This is a genomic window from Kineococcus radiotolerans SRS30216 = ATCC BAA-149, from assembly GCF_000017305.1.
Classification (GTDB): domain Bacteria; phylum Actinomycetota; class Actinomycetes; order Actinomycetales; family Kineococcaceae; genus Kineococcus; species Kineococcus radiotolerans.
Map to the genome: position 1 here is coordinate 1,743,274 of NC_009664.2, position 22,246 is coordinate 1,765,519.

The following is a 22,246-nucleotide window of genomic DNA, read 5'->3' on the forward strand; positions in this document are numbered from 1 at the left end:
GGCGGGAGGTCCTCCTCGTCGCGGTCCCTCCGGCGCGGCCAGAGCACGATCCACACCACGGAGGCGATGGCGGCACCCATGATCATCGACGGGACGTCCACGCTCCAGCCTCCCAGCCGCGCCCGGGGTCGGCGAACCCGGTCACCGTCGTGACCACCGGCCGCCGCGCGGCCGGGACCCTGCGGGCGGGTCCGGGGGCGAGCCCTAGGCGGCGGCCCGTCCCCCGGGTTCCTCGTCGTCCGGCGGCACCCGGCACCAGCGCTCCACGACGAGCCCGACCGCCAGCAGCAGCACCGACACCACGACGTCCACCGCGGCGGCGACGAGTTCCGAACGCCGCGCGGCGATGCCCGCCGTGGGGAGGTAGTGGACGAACCAGCCGGTGAACAGACCCGCCAGCAGCGCCCCCGCGACCGAGGCGGCCTTCGCCAGCGCCGCCGTGCGCGCGGCCCGCAGGGCGTCGATGCGCCGGGCCTTGTCGCCGTTCACCCACTGCCGCACCGGCCAGCCGACGCCGAGCACGACGGCCACGCAGAGCGCGATGGTCAGCGTCGTGCGCCACAGCAGGTCCGGTTCGCCGTGCCCGGTGGAGACCCACACCTGCAGGCCCGACCAGGCCAGGACCCCGGCGATCACCGCAAGCCCCGCGAGCAGCCCGGGGCGCGAGGGCCTCACGGGGCCACCCGGGCGAGGAGGTCCGCGACCCGCCCGCCGCGCGGGCCGGGCAGCTCCGCGTCGGGGTCCAGCTCCAGCCAGGGGCCCAGGACGAAGGCGCGCTCGCGGGCGCGCGGGTGCGGCAGGACGAGGCCGTCCTCGTCGAGCACCACGTCGCCGAGGGTGACGACGTCGACGTCGATGGGGCGGGGGCCGTCGGGGACCTTGCTCGCCCGGTCCAGGCCGACCGCAGCCTCCACGGCGTGGCAGGCGCGCAGCAGCGCGTGCGGGTCCAGCGTCGTGCGCACCAGGGCGACGGCGTTGAGGAAGTCCGGCTGGTCGGGCACCGCCCCCACCGGGGCGGTCTCGACGAACGAGGACACGGCCTCGACGTCGAGGCCGTCGAGGGCGTCCAGCGCCGCCAGGGCCGCGTGGAGGTTGGCCGCGCGGTCGCCGGTGTTGGCGCCCAGCGCGAGGACCCCCCTCACGGCCGGGTCCGGCGGATGACGAGCTCGACGTCGTCGAAGAGCACCGGGATCGGCGCCTGCGGCTTGTGGACCACGACGTCGACGGCGGCGATCCGCGGCGAGCGGGCCAGCGCGGTCTCGGCCAGGCGCCCGGCGAGGGTCTCCAGCAGCGCCACGGGTTCACCGGTGAGGACGGCCACGAGGTCCTGGGCGAGCTCGCCGTAGTGGACGGTGGCGGTGAGGTCGTCGCCGGCGGCGGCCTCCCGGGTGTCCAGGTGCAGGGCGACGTCGAGGGCGAAGGGCTGGCCCTGGGCCCGCTCGGCGTCCAGGACGCCGTGGTGGCCGACGGCCCGCACCCCGCGCAGCACGATCCGGTCCAGGACGCGGCCCTGCGCGTCCAGGACGGGGCCGGCCGCGTCCAGGGCGCTCACGAGGACGCCGCCGCGAGACCGGCCGGCGCCGCGGCGGGCACGGCAGGGGCCACGGCGGGGGGCGTCGCGCGCCGCCACGCGTCGGCGACCCGCACCGCCGCCACCGACGAGGGCACGTCGTGCACCCGGACGCCCCACGTCCCGCGGGCGGCCGCGAGCGCGGTGACGGCCGCGGTGGCGGCGTCGCGCTCGGCCGGGGGCGGGACCGTCCCGTCGGGGCCGGCGAGCAGGGACCCGAGGAAGCGCTTGCGGGAGGCCCCGACCAGCAGGGGCGGGCCGAGCCGCTCCAGCTCGGCGAGCCCGCCGAGCAGGGACCAGTCGTGCTCGGCGGTCTTGGCGAACCCCAGCCCGGGGTCGAGCACGATCCGCTCCCGAGCCACCCCGGCGGCGACGACCGCGCTCAGGCGCCCGCTCAGCTCCGCCCCCACCTCGCGCACCACGTGCTCGTAGGTGGCGAGGGAGTTCATGACGTCGGAGGGCCCGCGCCAGTGCGAGAGCACGTAGAGGCAGTCCAGCCCGGCGACCGTGGCCGCCATCGCCGGGTCGGCCAGGCCGCCGGAGACGTCGTTGACCACGACCGCACCCGCCCGCACGACCGCGCGGGCCGTCGCGGCGCGCATGGTGTCGACGCTGACGGGCACCCCGGCCGCGACGAGCCCCTCCACGACGGGCAGCACCCGGCGCAGCTCCTCGCCCGCGTCGACGCGGCCCGCCCCCGGGCGGGTGGACTCGCCCCCGACGTCGACGAGGTCGGCTCCCGCGGCGTGCAGGGCCACCCCGCGCGCCACGGGGTCCGCGACGTGGTGACCGCCGTCGGAGAAGGAGTCGGGGGTGACGTTGAGGATCCCGACGACGCGGGTCGGGCCGGGCGCGAGCAGCCGGTCCACCGGGGCCGCGCTCACCGGTGCCCGGCCACGATCAGGCTCATGGCCTCGGCGCGGGTGGCCGGGTTGCGCAGGGCGCCGCGGACGGCGGAGGTGATGGTCTTGGCGCCGGGCTTGCGGACCCCGCGGTAGGTCATGCAGGAGTGCTCGGCCTCGACGACGACGATGACCCCGCGCGGGTGCAGCCCGTCGACGAGGGCGTCGGCGACCTGGGTCGTCAGCCGCTCCTGCAGCTGCGGCCGGCGGGCGTAGACGTCGACGAGGCGGGCCAGCTTGGAGAGCCCGGTGACCCGGCCGTGCTCCCCGGGGATGTAGCCGACGTGGGCGACGCCGTGGAAGGGCAGCAGGTGGTGCTCGCAGGTGGACTGCACCTCGATGTCCTTCACCAGGACCAGCTCGTCGTGCTCGAGGCCGAAGTCGGTCGCGAGGACGTCGGCGGGGTCCTGGCGCAGACCGGCGAACAGCTCCTGCGCCGCGCGCGCGACGCGGGCCGGGGTCTCGCGCAGGCCCTCGCGGTCGGGGTCCTCCCCGATGGCGAGGAGGAACTCCCGGACCGCGGCCTCGGCCCGGGGGCCGTCGTGGACCCCCGGGACCGTGCGGGCGTCCGGGACGGGCGCTCCGCTGGTGCTCACGGCTGCTCGTGCGTCCCGTTCTGGTAGCCGTTCACCGGCGTCTGGAACCCGCCGCCGCGGCCGTTCATCCCCGGGGTCGGGACCGGGGGGATGTCGGAGACGTGGCGGCGTTCGGAGGAGAGCCACACCGGGCGCTGGGGGCGCTTCACGACCGGCTTGAAGATCTCGGCCAGCTCGGCCTGGTTCAGCGTCTCCTTGTCCAGCAGGGCGACGACGAGGTCGTCGAGGACCTGGCGGTGCTCGACGAGGACCTCCCAGGCCTCGTCGTGGGCGGACTCGATGAGGCGGCGGACCTCCTCGTCGACGATGCCCGCGACGCCCTCGGAGTAGTCGCGCTCGTGACCCATGTCGCGGCCGAGGAAGACCTCGCCACCGCTGGAGCCGAGCTTGATCGCCCCGACGCGCTCGCTCATCCCGTACTGGGTGACCATCTTGCGGGCCATGCTCGTGGCCTTCTCGATGTCGTTGCTGGCCCCCGTGGTCGGGTCGTGGAAGACGAGCTCCTCCGCGACGCGACCACCGAGGGCGTAGGCGAGCTGGTCGAGGATCTCGTTGCGCGAGGTGGAGTACTTGTCCTCGGTCGGCAGCACCATCGTGTAACCCAGCGCGCGACCGCGCGGCAGGATCGTCACCTTCGTCACCGGGTCGGTGTTGGCCATCGCCGCCGCCACCAGGGCGTGCCCGCCCTCGTGGTACGCGGTGACGCGCAGCTCCTTCTCGTTCATCCGGCGGGTGCGCTTCTGCGGGCCGGCCATGACGCGGTCGATGGCCTCGTCGAGCGCGGAGTTGTCGATGACCTTCGCGTCGGCGCGCGCGGTGAGCAGCGCGGCCTCGTTGAGGACGTTGGCGAGGTCGGCGCCGGAGAAGCCCGGGGTCCGGCGGGCCACGGCCAGCAGGTCGATGTCCGGGGACAGCGGCTTGCCCTTGCCGTGGACCTTGAGGATCTGGTGACGGCCCTCCATGTCGGGGGCCTCCACCGCGATCTGGCGGTCGAAGCGGCCCGGGCGCAGCAGCGCCGGGTCGAGGATGTCGGGGCGGTTCGTCGCGGCGATGAGGATGACGTTCGTCTTGACGTCGAAGCCGTCCATCTCGACGAGGAGCTGGTTCAGCGTCTGCTCGCGCTCGTCGTGCCCGCCGCCCATGCCGGCCCCGCGGTGGCGGCCCACGGCGTCGATCTCGTCGACGAAGATGATCGCGGGCGCGTTGGTCTTGGCCTGCTCGAAGAGGTCGCGGACGCGGCTGGCGCCGACGCCGACGAACATCTCGACGAAGTCCGAGCCGGAGATCGAGTAGAACGGCACCCCGGCCTCGCCGGCGACGGCGCGCGCGAGCAGCGTCTTGCCCGTCCCGGGCGGGCCGTAGAGCAGGACGCCCTTGGGGATCTTGGCGCCGACGGCCAGGAACTTGGAGGAGTCCTGGAGGAACTCCTTGATCTCGTGCAGCTCCTCGACGGCCTCGTCGGCCCCGGCGACGTCGGCGAACGTCGTCTTGGGGGTGTCCTTGGTCATCATCTTGGCCTTGGACTTGCCGAACTGCATGACGCGGTTGCCGCCGCCCTGCATCTGGCCCATGAGGAACCAGAACAGCAGGACCAGGAGCAGGATCGGCCCGACCGTGAACAGCAGCGACTGGAGGATGCCCGTGCGGGGGACCTCGTCGGTCACGCCCTTCGGGGGCTGGTTCGCGTCCAGGGCGTCGACGACGTCGCCGCCGCGCTGGGCGATGTAGTAGGAGCGGACGGTGCTGGCGCCCTGTTCCGTCGTCCCGGGCTTCAGCTCCAGGTCGATGCGCTGGCTGCCGTCGGTGAGGGTGGCGCTCTCGACCTTCCCCTCCTCGATCAGCTGGATCGCGCGGGTCGTGGAGACCTCGGCGGTGCCGCTGGAGGCGAAGAAGGAGGCGCCGATCGCCACCGCGGCGATCGCGACGACGATCCACAGCCACGGGCCGCGGACGATGCGCTTCAGTTGGTTGGGCATCAGTGGAGGGGTCGCCCCCTGTCCCTCCTGCTCGTTCTAGCCTGACGATCGACGGTACACCGGTCCGGCGACACGCCGTCCGGAGCCCGTCTCGCAGGTCCTTCGCTGTTCGAACGGGCGAGACGGGGCCCCTGTTCCGCACCACGGCGGCGGGTTCGCCGTGGGCGGACGCGGGGGCTCAGCCCAGTCCCAGCCGCGCGTACGCCCCGAGCACCGTCCGCTCGGACTCGGTGAGGTAGTCCTCCAGCTCGCGGGCGGCCGCCGGGCCGCCGTCCGCGACGAACGTCTCCAGCACGGAGCGGTTGCGCTCCACGAAGGCGCCGTGCAGCGCCTGCGGGTCGCCGATGACGAGGAAGGCCAGCCGCAGCTCGGCGCTGAGCTGCCGGTAGGTCCGCCCCAGGCGCGGGCTGTCCGACAGCGAGACGAGGGCGGCGTGGAAGGCCATGTTGGCCGTCCCGACCCCGGCCCAGTCCCCCGCGGCCGCGGCGGCCTCGGCGGCCTCGACCGCTCCGCGCATCCGGGCGGTCGCGGGGTGCCGCGGGGCGGCCTTGACCAGCACGCCCGTCTCGAGGTGGCGCCGGACGCGGTAGATGTCCAGGACGTCGGCGACCCGCGGGGCGGTGACCGAGACCCCGCGGTGCGGGACGTGCTCGAGCAGGCCCTGCTCGGCCAGCACCCGGAAGGCCTCGCGCAGGGTGTTGCGGGAGACGGAGAACCGCTCGGCCAGCTCGGCCTCGGACAGGCGCCGCCCCGGGCGGAACTCGCCGGCGGCGATCCGGGCGCTGAGCAGCTCGGCCAGCGTGCCGTCCTCGCGCCCGGTGTCGGGGATCGGCTCGGCGCTCACCGGGTCATCGTAGGTGGGGAGGGAGCCGCCGGACCGCCGGCGCCGCGGCAAGACGTAACACGAACGCAACAATGAGCAACCCGTTGTTCAACAATCCACGCCATTGTGTTCTGCAACCACTGGTGCCAGAGTGCTGCCGTCCAGGCAGCGTCGCGACGGATCCCCGGGAGCAGCCCCATGACCGGCAGCAACAGCACGCAGGAGAGCGGGACCCCCGCCCTCGCCACGGGTCGCCGGTCCCGCCGCGGCCCGATCATCGGCGCGATCTTCCTGATGGCGACCTCGGCCATCGGGCCGGGGTTCATCACCCAGACCGCGACCTTCACCGCCACCCTCGGCGCGGCCTTCGCCTTCGCGATCCTCCTCTCGATCCTCATCGACTTCGCCGTGCAGATGAACGTCTGGCGGCTCATCACGGTCACCGGCAAGCGCGCCGGTGACCTCGCCAACAGCGCCGTCCCGTTCAGCGGCCACGTCCTGACCGTGCTCATCGTCGTCGGCGGCCTGGCCTTCAACATCGGCAACATCGCCGGCGGCGGCCTGGGCCTGAACGCCCTGCTCGGCCTGGACCCCAAGGTCGGCGGCCTGCTCACCGCCGTCCTGGCGATCGCGATCTTCCTGTTCAAGCGCGCCGGGACCGTCGTCGACCGCGTCGTGGTGGTGCTGGGCGTCGGCATGATCGTCATGACCGTGGTCGTCGCCGTCATCTCCGCCCCGCCCGTCGGGGACGCCTTCCGGCAGACCTTCGTGCCCGACACGGTCAACTTCGCGACCATCACCACGATCGTCGGCGGCACCGTCGGCGGGTACATCACCTACGCCGGGGCCCACCGCTACCTGGACTCCGGGCAGACCGGGGTCGAGCACGTCCGCGACGTCCACCGCGCCTCGGTCACCGGCATCCTCGTCACCGGGATCATGCGCTACGTCCTGTTCCTGGCCGTCCTGGGCGTCGTCGCCTCCGGCGTCGTGCTCGACCTGTCCGGCCAGGCGGCCAACCCCGCCGGGCAGGCCTTCGGCGCCGTCCTCGGTGACGCCGGCATCCGCATCTTCGGGGCGATCTTCTGGGCCGCGTCGATCACCTCCGTCATCGGCGCCGCGTACACCTCCTCGACGTTCCTCTCGACGTTCTCCCGCCGCCTGGCCGGCGGGTGGCCGCTGCAGCTGACCACCGTCGCCTTCATCGTCGTCTCGCTGGTCGTCTACCTGGCCATCGGCACCGCGCCGGCCGCGCTGCTCGTGTTCGTCGGCGGGTTCAACGGGCTGATCCTCCCGATCGGGATGACGGTGTTCCTCTACATCGGCTGGTTCCGCCAGCGCGACGTCCTGGGCGGGTACGCCTACCCGAAGTGGCTGCTCGTCGTCGGCACGATCGCGCTGGCCATCAGCTACTACATGGCCTCGCGGTCCATCGGCCCCGTCTTCGACTTCCTGTCCGCCTGACCCGGAGGGCTCCCGTGGCGACCATCGACCTCAACTCCGACCTCGGCGAGAACACCCCCGACCGCCCGGTCTCCGACGACGCGGCGATGCTGCGGATCGTCACCAGCGCCAACGTCTCCTGCGGTTTCCACGCCGGCAGCCCCGAGGGCATCCGCGACACGGTGCTCGCCGCGTCGCGGGCGGGGGTGGCCATCGGCGCGCACCCCGGCTACCGCGACTACGAGAACTTCGGTCGCGAGCGCCTGGACCTGCCGGCCGCGACCCTGCAGGCCCACGTCGAGTACCAGCTCGGGGCGGTGTGGGCGCTGGCGCGCTCGGTCGGCGACGCCGTGGTCTACGTCAAGCCCCACGGCGCGCTGTACAACACGATGGCCGTCGACGAGGCGACGGCCTCGGTGGTGGTCGCGGCGGTCAAGGCCGTGGACCCCTCCCTGGTGCTGCTGGGGCTGGCCGGCGGGGTCGCCCTCGACGTCGCCGACCGGGCCGGGCTGCCCACGGCGGCCGAGGCGTTCGCCGACCGGGCCTACACCCCGCAGGGGCAGCTGGTCTCCCGCAAGGAGCCCGGCGCGGTGCTGCACGACGTCGACCTGGTGGCCCGGCGCATGGTGCGGCTCGTCGAGGACGGCGTGGTCGAGGCGATCGACGGCACGGACGTGGCGGTGCGGGCCGAGTCGCTGTGCGTGCACGGCGACTCCCCCGGAGCGGTCGGGATGGCCGCGGCGACCCGGACCGCGCTGACCGGGGCCGGGGTCGAGATCGCGCCCTTCGTCGCGGGGGCCCGCTGATGGTGCGCCTGGCCCCGGAGGAGCGGCGCCGCGAGGCCCGGGCCGCCCGGGCCGCCTACCGGGCCGGGCGCCGCGGACCCACCAGCGGCGTCGCGCCGGGCATGACCCAGGCCAACCTCGTGGCCGTCCCGGCGGACTGGGCGTTCGACGTGCTGCTCTACGCCCAGCGCAACCCGCGGGCCTGTCCCGTCCTGGACGTCCTGGAGGCGGGGCGGGTCGAGTCGGCGCTGGCCCCGGGCTCGGACGTCCGCACCGACCTGCCCGCCTACCTGGTCTTCCGCGACGGGGTGGTGGTCGAGGAGGTCCCCGACGCGACCGGGTACTGGGACGACCTGGTGACGCTGCTCATCGGCTGCAGCTTCACCTTCGAGACCCCGCTGCTGGCGGCCGGCATCCCGGTGCGCCACCAGGAACTGGGCCGCAACGTCCCGATGTACCGCACGGACCGGCCCTGCGCCCCGGCCGGGCGGCTGCGCGGTGACCTCGTCGTCTCGATGCGCCCGGTCCCGGCCGACCGGGTCGCCGACGCGGTCGCGATCACCGGCCGGTTCCCCGCCGTGCACGGCGCCCCGGTGCACGTCGGGGACCCCGCGGCGCTCGGCATCGCCTCGCTGGACTCCCCCGACTTCGGCGACCCGCCCGTCGTGCGCGACGGGGAGGTCCCGGTGTTCTGGGCGTGCGGGGTGACCCCGCAGGCGGCGCTGTTCGCGTCCCGCCCGCCGTTCGCGGTGACCCACGCGCCCGGGCACATGTTCGTCACCGACGTGCTGGACTCCGAGTACGACGTCACGGGCGTCTCGTGAGGTTCCTGCCCGTCAGCGACACCGCGGTGATGGTCGAGCTGCGCGACCTGGACGAGACCACCCGGTTGTTCACGGCGCTCACCGCCGCCGACCTCCCCGGCGTCCGGGAGGTCGTGCCGGCCGCGCGCACGATCCTCGTGGTCTTCGACCCCCGCCGGGTGACCCCGGCGGAGCTCGTCGAACGGTTGCGCGCGGTCGAGCCCGCGGCGCGGGCGGCCGGCGCGGGCCGCTCCGTCACCCTCGACGTGCGCTACGACGGGCAGGACCTGGCCGAGGTCGCCGGCCTCCTGGGGGTCTCGGCGGAGGAACTCGTCCGCCGGCACCAGGCGGCGACCTGGACGGTGGCGTTCACCGGGTACGCCCCGGGCTTCGGCTACCTCGTCGGCGACGACGAGCTGTTCGACGTGCCGCGCCGGTCCTCGCCGCGGACCCGGATCCCGGCGGGTTCGGTCGGGCTGGCCGGGAGGTTCTCCGGCGTCTACCCCCGCGAGAGCCCCGGCGGCTGGCAGCTCATCGGCCGCACCGACGCCGCGATGTGGGACATCGACCGGGACCCGCCGGCCCTGCTCGCCCCGGGCACCACGGTGCGCTTCACCCGGGTCGAGCGGGAGCTCGTCCCCGTCCGGGGCCCCCGTCCCGCGCCGGTGGCGTCGCAGTCCTCCGTCGAGGTCGTGAGCCCGGGGATCCAGCTCGTCCTGCAGGACCTGGGCCGGCCCGGGCACCTCGGAGAGGGCGTGGCCGCCTCCGGGGCGGCCGACCGCGCGGCCCTGCGCGCGGCCAACCGCGCCGTGGGGAACGCCCCGGGCACGGCGGTGCTGGAGCTCGCGGGCGGCGGGGCCGCCCTGCGGTTCACCGGCGCCGGGGTGCTCGCGCTGGCCGGGGCGTCCGTCGCGGCGGAACTGCGCACGGCCGGCGGCGGCCGGCTCCCGGTCCTCCCCGGCCCGTTCGCCGTCGAGGACGGTGACGAACTCCGGTTCGGCGCCCAGAGCGACGGGCTGCGCACGGTGGTGGCGGTCCGCGGCGGTTTCGACGTCCCGGCCGCGCTGGCCTCGCTGGCCACCGACACCCTGTCCGGGGTCGGGCCCTCGCCGCTGCGCGCCGGGGACCGGCTGGCGCTGCACGGGCCCGCCGCCGCCCCGCACGCCGTCGACCCCTCCCCGGTCGCCGCGGCGGACCTGCCCCGCGCCGGGCGGACCGTCGACCTCGACGTCGTCCTCGGCCCCCGCACCGACTGGTTCACCCCCGCGGCGCTGGAGGCGCTCACCACCCGGGAGTGGGAGGTCACGCCGCGCTCGGACCGGGTGGGGATCCGGCTGGCCGGGACCCCGCTGGAACGGTCCCGCGACGGCGAGCTCCCCAGCGAGGGAGCGGTGACCGGCGCGATCCAGGTCCCCCCGGACGGGCAGCCCGTGCTGTTCGGGCCCGACCACCCGCTGACCGGCGGGTACCCCGTGATCGGGGCCGTCGTCGACGCCCACCTCGACCTCGTCGGGCAACTGCCCCCCGGCGCCCGCGTCCGGTTCCACCCCCGCGCCCCGTTCACCGACCTGTGAGGAACCCCGTGAAGACCGTCTTGATCGCCAACCGGGGCGAGATCGCCGTGCGCGTGGTCCGCGCCGCCGCCGAGGCCGGGTTGCGTTCGGTCGCCGTCTACGCCGACCAGGACGCCGACGCCCTGCACGTCCGCCTGGCCGACACCGCCGTGGCGCTGCCCGGCGACACCGCCGCGCAGACGTACCTGGACGTGGACGCGCTGCTGGCGGCCGCGGAGGCCTCCGGCGCCGACGCGGTGCACCCCGGGTACGGGTTCCTGTCCGAGAACGCCGGGTTCGCCCGCGCCGTCGAGGCCGCCGGGCTGACCTGGATCGGGCCGACCCCCGAGACGATCGAGGCGCTGGGCGACAAGGTGACCGCGCGGGCCATCGCCCGCGACGCCGGCGCCCCCCTGGCGCCCGGCAGCACCGCCCCGCTGACCGGCGCGCGGCAGGCCGAGGAGTTCGCCGACGAGTTCGGGCTGCCGATCGTCGTCAAGGCCGCCCACGGCGGCGGCGGCCGCGGGATGCGGGTGGCGCGGACGCGCGAGGAGGTCGCCGACGCGTTCGAGTCCGCGACCCGGGAGGCCGTCGCGGCGTTCGGGCGCGGGGAGTGCTTCGTGGAGAAGTTCCTCGAACGCCCCCGGCACCTGGAGGTGCAGGTCCTCGGGGACGGCGCCGGGGGCGTCACGGTGGTGGGCGACCGCGACTGCTCGCTGCAGCGCCGCAACCAGAAGCTCGTCGAGGAGGCGCCCGCCCCGGGGCTCACGGACGAGCAGCGGCGGACCATCCACACCGCCGCGCGCGACATCTGCGCCGCGGTGGACTACCGCGGCGCCGGCACCGTGGAGTTCCTGCTCGGCGCCGACGGCACCCTGTCCTTCTGCGAGGTGAACACCCGGCTGCAGGTGGAGCACCCCGTCACCGAGCTGGTGACGGGGGTCGACCTGGTGCGCGAGCAGTTCCGCATCGCGGCCGGCGACGGGCCCTCGTTCACGCGGACGCCCGAGGTCCGCGGTCACGCGTTCGAGTTCCGCGTCAACGCCGAGGACCCGGGGCGGGGTTTCCTGCCCAGCCCCGGGCGGATCGAGCGCCTCCGCGTCCCCTCCGGCCCCGGCGTGCGCTGGGACGGCGGCGTCGAGGCCGGTGACTCCGTCGCGGCCGCGTTCGACTCCCTCGCCGGCAAGCTCCTCGTCCACGCCGGGGACCGCGACACCGCCCTGGCCCGCGCCCGCCGCGCCCTGGCCGAGTTCGAGATCACCGGGATCGCCACGGTGCTGCCGTTCTCGCGGGCCGTGGTCGACGAACCCGACTTCTCCACCGCGGGATTCGCCGTAGGGACGCAGTGGATCGAGTCCGAGCTCATGCCGCGACTCGTTCCCCAGCTGCGCCCGGCGCCGGCCACGACGCCCGTCCTGCAGCGGCTCCCGATCGAGATCGATGGCCGGATGGCGACCATCGGCCTGCCCGCGGCGTTCCTGGCCGCGCTGGGCTCGGTGCCGGGGACCCCCGAGACCTCCGGGACCCCGGAGGTCCGGGACGACGACGAGCACGAACTCACCGCCCGCACCCCCGGCACCCTCACCGCGTGGCTCGTCGAGGACGGCGCGGAGGTGACGGCGGGGCAGGACGTGGCCGTCGTGGAGGCGATGAAGATGGAGTCCCGGGTCCCCGCCCACCGGGCGGGGACGCTCAGCCGGGTCGCCGGCGAGGGGGCCTCCCTCGCGGCCGGGGAGGTCCTGGCGCGGATCGAGTGATCCCTCCCGACGTGGATCAGCGCTGCGTACCTCGCCCCGACAGCGCCTCAGCGCCAGCCCAGCGCCGCCGCGACCTCGTCCGTGCTCACACCGAGCACCCCACTGCGCTCCACTGCACGGTCGGGACCCGTGAGCACCTGCACCGTCCGGGTCTGCGGGGTGATGACCCACACCTCGTCGACCCCCCGCTCGAAGTAGAAGGGGACCTTGGCCCAGGTCTCGTCCCCGGGCGACTCGAACTCCACGACGACCTCGACCGACGGGACGTAGAGGGTGGCCTCCTCCAGGGGAGTCGACGTCCACCCCATGTCGGGTACCCGGTAGTCCCGGTCGCCGGTCCCGAGGTTGAACTCCCCCATCGGGAACAGCTCGTGGTCGGCGGCCCGCCCGGCCAGCGCTATGCCGAGCCGGTACGCCAGCCGTCCGTGGCTGCTGTGCGCGTGCGGAACCACGTGGTAGACCCCGTCCCAGACCTCGTCCCGGCCGTCCTGACCCAACCGGCGCCGTTCAGCGAGCCAACCGTCCAGCGCGTCACCGTGGGCGACGACGGTCCGGGACGCCGACCGTTCGACGATGGTGCTCACCGCTGCCTCCTCCGACGTCGTGGAGCCCTGCCGTCAGGATGCCATGGACGCCGGGGATGACCTCAGCTGTAGACGTGCGGGGCCAGCGTCGCGACGCAGTCCAGGTTGCGGTACTTGTCGGCGAAGTCGAGGCCGAAGCCGACGACGAACTCGTTGGGGATGTCGTGGCCCACGTAGGCGACGTCGACCTCGACCTTGGCGGCGTCGGGCTTGCGCAGCAGCGCGCACACCTTCACCGACGCGGGACCGCGGGAGCTGAGGTTGGCCAGCAGCCAGCTCAGGGTCAGGCCGGAGTCGATGATGTCCTCCACCACGAGGACGTGGCGGCCGGAGATGTCGGTGTCGAGGTCCTTGAGGATGCGGACCACGCCGGAGCTCTTGGTGCCCGAGCCGTAGGAGCTGACGGCCATGAAGTCCATCGACAGCGGGATGCTCATGGCGCGGGAGAGGTCGGCCATCACCATGACCGCGCCCTTGAGGACGCCCACGAGCAGCACGTCCTTGTCGGCGTAGTCGCGGTCGAGCTCGGCGGCGAGCTCGGCGATCCGAGCCGCCACCTGCTCACGGCTGAGCAGGACGTGCTCGAGGTCGGTCCCGGCGGTCGCTGCGTCCACGCGGTTCTCCCGTGTTCTCAAGAGGTCTGGGGGGTGCGCCCGCGGGGCGGTGCCCCGGGCGACAGGACGAGCCTGCCACACGTCCGGACCCCGCTCGCACCCCCCGGCAGGTGCACCGGCCCCTGCCCGCGCCAGTCGAGCAGCAGCGCCTCGAGGGCGTCGACGTGGGCGGCGGTGAGGGCGCCCGCCGGGCACCCGGCCCCCAGCGCGGCCGCGCGCAGCCAGCGCCGGCGCAGGGCGGGACGGGCGGGCAGGAGGTCCGCCACGGCGGCGGCGCCGCCGGTGAAGGGGTCGCTCGCGGCGGCGATCTCGTCGAGGGCGTCGGCGTCGTCGCGCGCGGCGCGCGCGGTGCGGGCCAGGGCGCGGGCCACCCCGGGACCGAGCCGGTCCTCCAGCAGCGGCAGCACGTCGTGGCGCACCCGCGCGCGGGCGAGGGCCCGGTCGGCGTTGGCCGGGTCCGCCCAGGGCTCCAGGCCCTCCGCGGCGCAGGCCGCGCGCACGACGGCGCGCTCCACCCCCAGCAGCGGCCGCCGGAAGGGCCCGCGCACCGCGGGCATCCCGGCCAGGCTGCGGGTGCCGGACCCGCGGGCCAGGCCGAGCAGGACGGTCTCGGCCTGGTCGTCGAGGGTGTGCCCCAGCAGCACCGCCAGCGCCCCCAGCTCCTCCGCGGCGGCGCGCAGGGCGGCGTAGCGGGCGGTGCGGGCCGCGGCCTCGGGTCCACCCGTCCGGCCGACGTCCACCCGGGTGGCGCGCACGGGGTCCAGCCCCAGCCCGCGGCCCTGCTCGAGGACGGTGGCCGCGACGGTCGCGGAGGCGGGGTGCAGCCCGTGGTCGACGGTCACCAGGCCCGCCCGCAGGCCCGCCGCGGGGGCCTCGACGGCGGTGGCGGCGGCGAGGGCGAGGGAGTCCGCGCCGCCGGAGCAGGCGACCAGGACGAGCCCGCCCCGGTGCGCGCCGGGCAGCTCACGCAGGTCGCGCAGGTCGCGGCGCACCGCGACCCGCACGGCCGCGACCGCGGCGGGGGGCCCGCTCAGCCGTGCACCCGCGCGACCCAGGCGGCGGGGTCGGCGATCTCCGCGGGCAGCGGGAGGTGGTCGGGGGCGGTCCAGACGACGTTCAGCCCCTCCCAGCCGACGCGCCCGACGACGTCGCGGACGAACCGGGCCCCGTCGGCGTACTGCCGGGTCTTGGCGTCCAGCCCGAGCAGGCGCCGCACGACCTGGTCCAGGGAGCCGCGCCCCTTGCGGCGCTGGGTGAAGCGGGCCCGGATCCGGGCGACGGAGGGGACGACCCGCGGCCCGACGTCGTCCATGACGACGTCGGCGTGCCCCTCCAGCAGCGACATGACCGCCACCAGCCGGGAGACCCGCTCGCGCTGGCCGGGGGTCTGCAGGAGGTCCGCGACGCCGACCCCGCTGCCCCCGCCCGTGCCGCGCAGGACGTCGGGCAGCGAGCGCACCACCCCGCCGAGGCGCTCGCCGAGGTCGCGGGGCTGGGCGAGCAGGTCGACCGAGAGCTCGCGGGCCTCGGCGGTGATCCAGCGCCGCAGCCAGGGGTGGGCGCCGAACTGCAGCCGGTGCGCCTCCTCGTGCAGGCAGACCCAGCGCCGGAAGTCGTGCGGGTCGACCTGCAGGTCGCGCTCGACCTGGACGACGTTGGGCGCGACGAGCAGCAGCCGCCCGGGCCGGTCCTCGTCGACGCCGGAGAACACGTCGAACTGGCCCAGGACCCGGCTGGAGAGGAACGACAGCAGGCTGCCGAGCTCGGCGCCGGTGGCCTGGCGCCCGACGGCGGTGGCGGCGCGGTCCACCGCGCCCGCTCCCCCGCCGGGACGCTGGGGGACGACGACGGGGCCCAGCAGGGAGCGGAAGGCCTCGACGTTGGCGCGGGCCCAGGAGGCGCGGTCCACGACGAGGGCCGGGGGCACCGGCTCGGGGGCGCTCAGGTGGGCGGTGTCGGCGACGGGCCCGGCGGCCTCAGCGGCGGCCAGGCGCAGCTCGGCGACGACGTCGTCGATCTCGTCGCGGCCCAGCTTCGGGCCCGGGCGCGCGAGACGGCCGGCGACCTGGGCGGCGAGGTCGAAGTCGACGAGGTCGACGACGGCGCGCCCGGCCGTCCCCGCCGGCTGCTCCTCGCGGGTCGTGACGCCGCCCGCGCCGCCGGTTCCGGGGTCCCCCTCTGAACGCATGCCCGCACCGTACGCGGCGGGTCACCGGACCGTGACCGGACCTCCGCCGGACGGGTCGCGTCAGCGGCAGCCGCAGCCGGCGAGGGCCGCCGCGAACCGGTCCTGGGCCCGGCGCGCGGCCAGCGAGGCACCGGGCGCCACGCCGTCGGACATCACGGCGAAGGCGAGGAGGCGGCCGTCGGCGTCGCGCACGTAGCCGGCGAGGCTGCTGACCCCGGTGAGGGTGCCCGTCTTCGCCCGCACGACCCCCGCCGCGGACGCCGAGCCGGGTTCGGCGTAGCGCTCGAGCAGGGTGCCGCTGACCCCGGCGACGGGCAGGCCCGCGGCGGCGGCGCCCAGCTCGGGGTGCTCCCCGCCGGCCACCAGGGTGAGGACGTCGGTGACGACCCGGGCGGGGACACGGGTGGCGCGGCCCAGGCCGCTGCCGCCCTGCAGCGACGTCCCGGTGACGTCGACGCCGAGGGCGGCGACCTGGTCCACGACGGCGCGGGAGGCGTCGTCGAAGGTGGCGGGGCGGTCGGCGGCCAGCGCCACCCGGCGGGTCAGGACCTCGGCGAGGGTGTTGTCGCTGGCGGTGAGCATGAGCTCGACCTGCTCGGCGGTCGTGGCGGACTCGACGCTGGCGAGGGTCGCGGCGCCGGGGACGGCGGCGGCGCGCACGACCGGCCCGGCGCCCTGGTCGAGGACCTGGACGCCGTGGGCGGCGAGGGCGGCGGCGAAGGTGCGGGCCGCGGCGAGCGCGGGGTCGCCCGTGCGGGGCGCGGTCTCGCCCTCGGCGAGGCGGCCCTCGTCCACGGCGAGCGGGGCGACGGGCATGACGAACCCGGCGGCGACGTCCCCGCTGCCCCAGCCGGGGGAGGTCGCGGGCCCGGTGAAGGAGGCGTCGTCGAGGCGGACGGCGACGGCGGTGCGCCCGGCGGCGAGCAGCTCGGCGGCGGTCGCGGCGGCGAGGTCGTCGAGGCCGGCGTGGCCGTCGACGGCGTCGGGGTCCCCCGCCCCGGCGGCCAGCAGCACGTCCCCGCCGGCGACGAGGACGACCTCGTCGGGGGTCGCGCCGTCGACGACGCTGGTGGTGGCCCGGGAGGTGGGTCCGAGGGTGTGCAGCGCGGCGACGGCGGTGAGGAGCTTGGCGACCGAGGCGGGGGTGCGGGGGACGTCGGCGGCGGTGGCGAGGAGGGTCTCGCCGGTCAGCGCGTCCACGACGCTGGTGGAGACGGAGGCGCCCAGGGCGGGGTCGGCGAGCAGCGGCGCCACGACGCCGCCGAGGGCGGCGGGGTCGGGCCGGGGGGCGTCGGGGTCGAGCGCGGGCAGCACCGGCGGGGTGTCGGCCTGCGTCGGACGGGTGGCTCCGGGGGCCGTGGGCAGCGGGGCCGCGGTGGGCGGGGCGGTGGTGGTCAGCGGGCCGGGCACGGCCCCGGTCGCGTCCAGCCCGGCGTAGCCGCCCGCGAGCACGAGGACCGCGGTGGCTGCGGCGACGGCGGTGGCGGCCTTGCGCACTCGTCCTCCGCTCCGTCGCCCGGGTGGTCGTGGGGGCGGGGCCTCGCGGCCGCCGCGGGGGCGACCCGGGTTCGTCCGTTCCCGCCCGTCTGCGCGACACTAGCGCGCACCCCCGGCGGAGCAGACCCGCCCGCCGGGCGAGAGCAGACGGGGACGCACGACGCGCGCACCCCGACGAGAGGAGCCACGTGAGCACCCCAGTCGTCTTCGACGCGACCATCGAGATCCCGAAGGGTCAGCGCAACAAGTACGAGGTCGACCACGAGACCGGGCGCATCCGCCTGGACCGCATGCTGTTCACCTCGACGCGCTACCCGCACGACTACGGGTTCATCGAGGGCACGCTGGGCGAGGACGGGGACCCGCTGGACGTCCTCGTCATCCTCGAGGAGCCGACGTTCCCCGGCTGCCTGATCAGCTGCCGCGCGATCGGCATGTTCCACATGCGCGACGAGGCCGGTGGCGACGACAAGGTCCTCGCCGTGCCCGCGGGCGACCCGCGCTGGGAGAAGATCCAGGACCTCGGCGACATCAGCGAGTTCGACCGCCTGGAGATCCAGCACTTCTTCGAGACCTACAAGGACCTCGAGCCCGGCAAGAGCGTCGAGGGCGCGAACTGGTCCGGTCGCGCGGAGGCCGAGAAGGAGATCGCGGCGTCCTACGAGCGCGCCGCGGGCACGTCCTACGAGGCCGGCGCCGGCCACCACTGAGGTGCGCGCGGTCGGCGCGCCGGGGTCCAGCGGGCCCCGGCGCGCCGGCGCGGTCGCGTCCCCGGTCGGACGCCGACGGGGAGGTGGACCGGCCGGGAACGCCTCTGCCGGGGTGGACCGGCCGTTACGATCGACCGTCGTCCCGGCGACACCGACCCGCCTACCGAGGAGAACCGTGTCCCGACTCATGCAGATCGGCGAGGTCGTCGAACGGGTCGGCTACAGCTTCCGCACCATCCGGTACTACGACGAGATGGGCCTCATCACCCCCAGCCAGCGCAGCCCCGGCGGGTTCCGGCTCTACACCGAGATGGACGTCTACCGCCTGCTCGTCCTCAAGCGGATGAAGCCGCTGGACTTCTCCCTCGAGGAGATGCGCGAGCTGCTGCAGGTCCTCGACGCCCTCGACGGCCGCATCCCCTCCGAGACCCCGCGCGAGGAGCTGTTCGAGAAGCTCGACACCTTCCGCGCCGCCGCCGACGCCCGCGTCGAGAAGCTGCGCGAGCGGCTCATGATGGCCGAGGAGTTCGCCCAGCGGCTGCGCGACGAGGCCGACGGCCGCACCGACGGCGGCTCCCCCGCCCCCGAGCCCCCCGTCCGCGAGACGCCCGCCCCCTGACCGGGCGGGGCGTCCCCGCGGACCGCGGGCCTCAGCCCGCGTAGGGCAGCGCCGGCATCCCCTTCACCCCGGGCACGAAGCGGAAGATGCTCCCCGCCGCCGGGTCGTCGTCGTCGTCGAGCCCTTCGCGGGAGGTCGTGATGAACAGCTCGGAGTAGTCCTCCCCGCCGAAGGTGCACGCGGTGACCTGGCGCGCACCGACCTCGACGACGGCGTCCAGCGTCCCGTCCGGGGCGTAGCGGCGCACCGCCGAGCCGCCGAAGAGCGCCGTCCAGACCCCGCCCTCGGCGTCCACGGTCAGGCCGTCGGGGTTGTTGCGCCCGGACTCGTCGTTGACCTGCGCGAAGGGCCGGCGGTTCGTCAGCCCGCCCTCGCGGCTGTAGTCGAAGACGTCGGTGCGCCCGGTGGGGGTGTCGTTGTAGTAGGCCAGCGTCCCGTCCGGGCTCCAGCCCAGGCCGTTGGAGATCGTGGCCTCCTCGACGACGACCGACGTCGTGCCGTCGGCGTCGAGGCGGAAGACCGCCGCGCGCCCGACGCCCTTGCCGTCGGCCTGGTCGTAGGCCATGTTCCCGGCGTAGAAGCGGCCGTCGGGGTCGCAGCCGCCCTCGTTCATCCGCATCCGGACCCGCGGGCCCCACAGCTCCGGCAGCGGGTTCAGCGTGCCGTCGGCGTCCTCGAGCACGATCCCGCGCTCCACCGCCACGACCGCTCCCCCGCCGATCCGCGGCCGGGTGATCGCCACCACGTCCCCGTAGTGGCGCCGGCTGGTCGCCCCGGACGCGTCGAGGGTGACGATGTCACCCTCGTTGAGGTCGACGAACCGCAGCCCTCCCCACGTCGGCGACCAGCACGGCCCCTCGCCGTGCCCCACGAGCCTGTCGGTGATCCGCTCCGCTGCTGCCACGACGACGACCCTAGTCCGGCGGTTCGCCCACCCGGGTGGACACCCCTCCAGTCGGTCCCGGCCGGCGCCGACGACACACCGTGACCGCGACCACCGCCCCGCTCCTGGCCACCCCCCGGGTGATGGCCGGGACCGCCGGCGCGTTCTACGTCGCGGGCGGGCTGGTGGCGGCGGCGGTCGTCCTGGGCACCGGCCCCGGGTCCGGACCGGCCCGGGCCGGGCTCGCCGCCCTGGCCGCCGCGGCCCTGCTCACCGGGGTCGCGCTGCTGCGGTGGGGCCGGCACCTGCCCCGCCGCGCCTTCCACGGGGTGGTCCTGCTCGGGACGCTGCTCGTCACCGCCGCCGTGCCGCTGTGCCCGACGCCGGCGAGCGCGCTCGCGGTCACCACGGTGTACGCCTTCGTGGGCATCGACGTCGTGTTCTTCTTCGGCTGGGCCCAGGGGGCGGGGCACCTGGTCGTGCTCCTCGCCGCGGCCGCCTGGGCCCTGCGCGACCGCGAGGGGGTCACCCCCGGCGTGCTGCTCGCGCTCGCCCTGGTGTGCCTGGTCATCGCCGCGGTCGTGGGGCTGCTCGCGCGGGCCGCCTCGGGCGCCGACCACGACGGCCTCACCGGGCTGCTGAACCGCCGCGGGTTCGACCAGGCCCTCGACCGGGCCGTCGCCGCCGCGGGCCCGGACGGGTCGCTGGCCGCCGCCCTGGTGGACGTGGACCACTTCAAGGCCGTCAACGACGGCGACGGGCAGGGGGCCGGGGACCGGCTGCTGCGGGAGCTGGCCGCGCAGCTGACCACCGCCCTGCCCCGCGACGCCGTCCTCGCCCGCTACGGCGGCGACGAGTTCGCCGTCCTGCTGCCCGGCCGCTGCGGGCGCGAGGCGCTGGACCTCGTGGAGGGGCTGCGCGCCGGCACCCGCACGGTCGCGTTCTCGGCCGGGGTGGCGCACCTGTTCCCCGGCGAGTCCGGGGCGGACCTGGTGCGCCGGGCCGACGCGGCGCTGCACGCGGCGAAGGTCAGCGGGCGCGGGCGGTCCCGCCTCGACGACGTCGGCAGCGCGGAACTGGCCCGCGACCTGTCCGAGGCCCTCGCCGCCGGGGACGTGCGGGCCTGGTTCCAGCCCATCGTCGTCCCCTCCACCGGTGAGCTCGTCGGGGTGGAGGCGCTGGCCCGCTGGACGCACCCGCTCCGCGGGCCGGTCCCCCCCGCGGAGTTCGTGCCCGTGGCCGAGACGACGGGGCTGATCGTCGAGATGGGGGCCGCGATCCTCGCCGACGCCTGCCGCGGCGCCCGCACGCTGCGCGAGGCGTGGGGGCGCGACCTCCTGCTCACCGTCAACGTCTCCGGGCGCGAGCTCGTCCGCGACGGGTTCGCCGAGCACGTCCACGACGTCCTGCGCGCGACGGGCTGGCCGGCGGACCTGCTGGTCGTGGAGGTCACCGAGAGCCTCCTCGACGGGTCCACCGGCACCGCGCTGCGGGCCCTGGAGGACCTGCGCGCCTTCGGCGTCTCGGTGGCCATCGACGACTTCGGCACGGGGTACTCCGCCTTCAGCCGCCTCGACACGCTGCCCGCGGACTACCTCAAGCTCGACTCCGGCTTCATCGCCGAGATCACGACCTCCCCGCGCCGGGCGGGGGTCCTGCAGGCGCTGCTGTCCCTCTCCCACGCCCTGGGCCTGGAGGTCGTCGCCGAGGGCGTGGAGACCCCCGAGCAGGCCGACCTGCTCACCGGGCTGGGGTGCCCGCTGGCCCAGGGGTGGCTGTTCGGGCGCGCCGTCCCGCCCGGGGAGCTCGCCGCGGCCGGTCCCGCCGGTGCGGGACCGGCCGGGGACCGCCTCGCCGCGCCCCGGCCCTCCCTCGCCGAGCGCTGACCGGGACCACCGGCCGCCACGGCGGTCAGGACAGGCGCTCGCGCGCCTCCTGGAGCCGTTCGAGGAGGTTGCCCAGGGAGTGCTCGAACTCCTCGCCGAGGTCGGCGACGGCCAGCCGGTCCGCGAGCCGGGTCAGGGTCGGGAAGTCGCCGAGGTCCGGGGAGGGGGCCGGTGCGGAGGGGGCGCGGGCCCCGGGGTCGACGGCGGCGGTCAGCGGGTCGACGCCGTCGGCGGAGACCTCGAGCAGGAGGTGGCCGACGAGGAAGCTGCCGAAGGCGCGGTAGGCGTAGACGGCGGCCTCTTCGCTGAAGCCCCGGTCCAGCAGCGCGGAGAGGAAGCCCTCGATCCAGCGCAGGCTGCGCAGCGGCGGGCGGATCCAGGACGCGGCGCGGTGGCGGGTGGCGACGAGCGGGAAGATCTGCGGGTGCTCCAGGGCGAGGCGGCGGACGCCGGCCGCCACCCGGCGCAGGAACTGCTGCCAGTCGTCCTCGGGGCGCAGCAGGACGTCGGGGTCGGCGTAGAGCCGGTCCATCAGCCGGTCCACCATCGCGTCCAGCAGCTCGTCGCGGCTGTGCACGTAGCGGTAGAGGGCCATCCCCTCCACCTCCAGGGACGCGCCCAGCTTGCGCATGGAGAGCCCGGCGAGGCCGAAGCGGTCCACGTGGTCGATGGCGGCCTCGAGGACGACGCCCTTGCTCAGGGTCGGCCGGCGACGGGCCGGCTCGCGCCCGCGGGGCGGGGGCCCGTCCGCGGGCCGCTCCCCGGACTGCTCGCCGTGGTCCAGCGGTCTCGACGATGCCGGCACGCCGCCCCCTCCCGCTCCCTGCCCCTCGACCGGTCCCGACGGTCCCGCGGCCCGGTCCGGCCCCGGCCGCGGACCTCCCGGGCATCCTCGCAGGGGGGCAGCCCGCCCCACCACGCCGCACCGGGCGGGACGCCCGTGGCGCCGTCGCCGCCCACGCCGGCGCGGCGGTTTCAGGTTGCGGGCACCCGGGGGCGCTGGCTTCATGGACCCCGGCGTTGACACCGTAAACGCGCGGGCGGTGACCGCCCGCGA

The 22,246-nt window shown here is 75.9% G+C and carries 22 protein-coding genes; 8 read left to right on the plus strand and 14 right to left on the minus strand.

Features of this window, described 5'->3' with window-relative positions; all coding sequences use genetic code 11:
* Window positions 1-204 precede the first annotated feature (204 nt).
* From KRAD_RS08400 to KRAD_RS08430, 7 genes are all read right to left on the minus strand, one after another.
* On the minus strand, window positions 205-675 hold the full coding sequence (locus KRAD_RS08400) for a DUF3180 domain-containing protein (RefSeq protein ID WP_012085131.1): 471 nt from the start codon (window positions 673-675) through the stop codon (window positions 205-207).
* Window positions 672-1,142 (minus strand): 2-amino-4-hydroxy-6-hydroxymethyldihydropteridine diphosphokinase, encoded by a 471-nt coding sequence (folK, locus tag KRAD_RS08405; protein WP_012085132.1) that lies wholly within the window; start codon window positions 1,140-1,142, stop codon window positions 672-674. Before folK ends, KRAD_RS08400 begins: the two co-directional genes overlap by 4 nt.
* Window positions 1,139-1,552, minus strand: a complete 414-nt coding sequence (folB, locus tag KRAD_RS08410; RefSeq protein ID WP_012085133.1) for a dihydroneopterin aldolase — start codon at window positions 1,550-1,552, stop codon at window positions 1,139-1,141. The genes folK and folB overlap by 4 nt, the downstream gene beginning before the upstream one ends.
* Window positions 1,549-2,439 carry a dihydropteroate synthase gene (gene folP, locus KRAD_RS08415; RefSeq protein ID WP_012085134.1) on the minus strand — a complete coding sequence of 297 codons (891 nt, stop codon included), beginning with the start codon at window positions 2,437-2,439 and terminating at the stop codon, window positions 1,549-1,551. The genes folB and folP overlap by 4 nt, the downstream gene beginning before the upstream one ends.
* Window positions 2,440-2,450: 11 nt before the next feature.
* Complete coding sequence (gene folE / locus KRAD_RS08420; RefSeq protein ID WP_012085135.1) at window positions 2,451-3,068, minus strand: GTP cyclohydrolase I FolE; 618 nt, start codon at window positions 3,066-3,068, stop codon at window positions 2,451-2,453.
* Window positions 3,065-5,044: an ATP-dependent zinc metalloprotease FtsH gene (ftsH, locus tag KRAD_RS08425; protein WP_012085136.1), complete on the minus strand. Its 1,980-nt coding sequence runs from the start codon at window positions 5,042-5,044 to the stop codon at window positions 3,065-3,067. Before ftsH ends, folE begins: the two co-directional genes overlap by 4 nt.
* A gap of 178 nt (window positions 5,045-5,222) precedes the next feature.
* The gene (locus KRAD_RS08430) at window positions 5,223-5,888 is read right to left on the minus strand and encodes a GntR family transcriptional regulator (protein ID WP_203417525.1); all 666 of its coding nucleotides are present in this window, start codon (window positions 5,886-5,888) and stop codon (window positions 5,223-5,225) included.
* Between the two features lie 177 nt (window positions 5,889-6,065).
* Between KRAD_RS08430 and KRAD_RS08435 the strand changes: the two genes are divergently transcribed.
* From KRAD_RS08435 to KRAD_RS08455, 5 genes are read left to right on the plus strand one after another with little or no spacing between them, the layout of a single operon-like run.
* Window positions 6,066-7,331, plus strand: a complete 1,266-nt coding sequence (locus KRAD_RS08435) for an NRAMP family divalent metal transporter (RefSeq protein ID WP_012085138.1) — start codon at window positions 6,066-6,068, stop codon at window positions 7,329-7,331.
* A gap of 14 nt (window positions 7,332-7,345) precedes the next feature.
* Window positions 7,346-8,116, plus strand: coding sequence for a LamB/YcsF family protein (locus KRAD_RS08440; protein ID WP_012085139.1), 771 nt, complete (start codon window positions 7,346-7,348; stop codon window positions 8,114-8,116).
* Window positions 8,116-8,919 carry a putative hydro-lyase gene (locus tag KRAD_RS08445; RefSeq protein ID WP_012085140.1) on the plus strand — a complete coding sequence of 268 codons (804 nt, stop codon included), beginning with the start codon at window positions 8,116-8,118 and terminating at the stop codon, window positions 8,917-8,919. The genes KRAD_RS08440 and KRAD_RS08445 overlap by 1 nt, the downstream gene beginning before the upstream one ends.
* Entirely contained in the window at window positions 8,916-10,472 is a 1,557-nt protein-coding gene (locus KRAD_RS08450; RefSeq protein WP_012085141.1) for a 5-oxoprolinase subunit B/C family protein, read from the plus strand. Before KRAD_RS08445 ends, KRAD_RS08450 begins: the two co-directional genes overlap by 4 nt.
* Before the next feature lie 8 nt (window positions 10,473-10,480).
* Window positions 10,481-12,208: an acetyl/propionyl/methylcrotonyl-CoA carboxylase subunit alpha gene (locus KRAD_RS08455; RefSeq protein ID WP_012085142.1), complete on the plus strand. Its 1,728-nt coding sequence runs from the start codon at window positions 10,481-10,483 to the stop codon at window positions 12,206-12,208.
* A gap of 47 nt (window positions 12,209-12,255) precedes the next feature.
* On the opposite strand, the gene KRAD_RS08460 is transcribed toward KRAD_RS08455, so the two are convergent.
* From KRAD_RS08460 to dacB, 5 genes are all read right to left on the minus strand, one after another.
* Complete coding sequence (locus KRAD_RS08460) at window positions 12,256-12,792, minus strand: Uma2 family endonuclease (RefSeq protein WP_012085143.1); 537 nt, start codon at window positions 12,790-12,792, stop codon at window positions 12,256-12,258.
* 62 nt (window positions 12,793-12,854) lie between these two features.
* A complete protein-coding gene (hpt, locus tag KRAD_RS08465; protein ID WP_041291977.1) occupies window positions 12,855-13,406 on the minus strand; it encodes a hypoxanthine phosphoribosyltransferase in 552 nt (183 codons plus the stop codon).
* A gap of 17 nt (window positions 13,407-13,423) precedes the next feature.
* The gene (gene tilS, locus KRAD_RS08470; RefSeq protein WP_049821124.1) at window positions 13,424-14,440 is read right to left on the minus strand and encodes a tRNA lysidine(34) synthetase TilS; all 1,017 of its coding nucleotides are present in this window, start codon (window positions 14,438-14,440) and stop codon (window positions 13,424-13,426) included.
* The gene (locus KRAD_RS08475) at window positions 14,437-15,594 is read right to left on the minus strand and encodes a zinc-dependent metalloprotease (RefSeq protein WP_012085146.1); all 1,158 of its coding nucleotides are present in this window, start codon (window positions 15,592-15,594) and stop codon (window positions 14,437-14,439) included. Before KRAD_RS08475 ends, tilS begins: the two co-directional genes overlap by 4 nt.
* Window positions 15,595-15,654: 60 nt before the next feature.
* Window positions 15,655-17,091: a D-alanyl-D-alanine carboxypeptidase/D-alanyl-D-alanine endopeptidase gene (dacB, locus tag KRAD_RS08480; protein WP_012085147.1), complete on the minus strand. Its 1,437-nt coding sequence runs from the start codon at window positions 17,089-17,091 to the stop codon at window positions 15,655-15,657.
* Between the two features lie 188 nt (window positions 17,092-17,279).
* Between dacB and KRAD_RS08485 the strand changes: the two genes are divergently transcribed.
* Window positions 17,280-17,801: an inorganic diphosphatase gene (locus KRAD_RS08485; RefSeq protein ID WP_012085148.1), complete on the plus strand. Its 522-nt coding sequence runs from the start codon at window positions 17,280-17,282 to the stop codon at window positions 17,799-17,801.
* Window positions 17,802-17,976: 175 nt separating this feature from the next.
* Window positions 17,977-18,420: a MerR family transcriptional regulator gene (locus KRAD_RS08490; protein ID WP_012085149.1), complete on the plus strand. Its 444-nt coding sequence runs from the start codon at window positions 17,977-17,979 to the stop codon at window positions 18,418-18,420.
* A 31-nt stretch (window positions 18,421-18,451) separates the two neighbouring features.
* On the opposite strand, the gene KRAD_RS08495 is transcribed toward KRAD_RS08490, so the two are convergent.
* Entirely contained in the window at window positions 18,452-19,324 is an 873-nt protein-coding gene (locus KRAD_RS08495; RefSeq protein ID WP_012085150.1) for an SMP-30/gluconolactonase/LRE family protein, read from the minus strand.
* Between the two features lie 80 nt (window positions 19,325-19,404).
* Between KRAD_RS08495 and KRAD_RS08500 the strand changes: the two genes are divergently transcribed.
* On the plus strand, window positions 19,405-21,189 hold the full coding sequence (locus KRAD_RS08500) for a putative bifunctional diguanylate cyclase/phosphodiesterase (protein ID WP_049821125.1): 1,785 nt from the start codon (window positions 19,405-19,407) through the stop codon (window positions 21,187-21,189).
* 25 nt (window positions 21,190-21,214) lie between these two features.
* Here the strand turns inward: KRAD_RS08500 and KRAD_RS25925 are convergent, their stop codons facing one another.
* A complete protein-coding gene (locus tag KRAD_RS25925; protein ID WP_012085152.1) occupies window positions 21,215-21,994 on the minus strand; it encodes a TetR/AcrR family transcriptional regulator C-terminal domain-containing protein in 780 nt (259 codons plus the stop codon).
* Window positions 21,995-22,246: the final 252 nt, after the last annotated feature.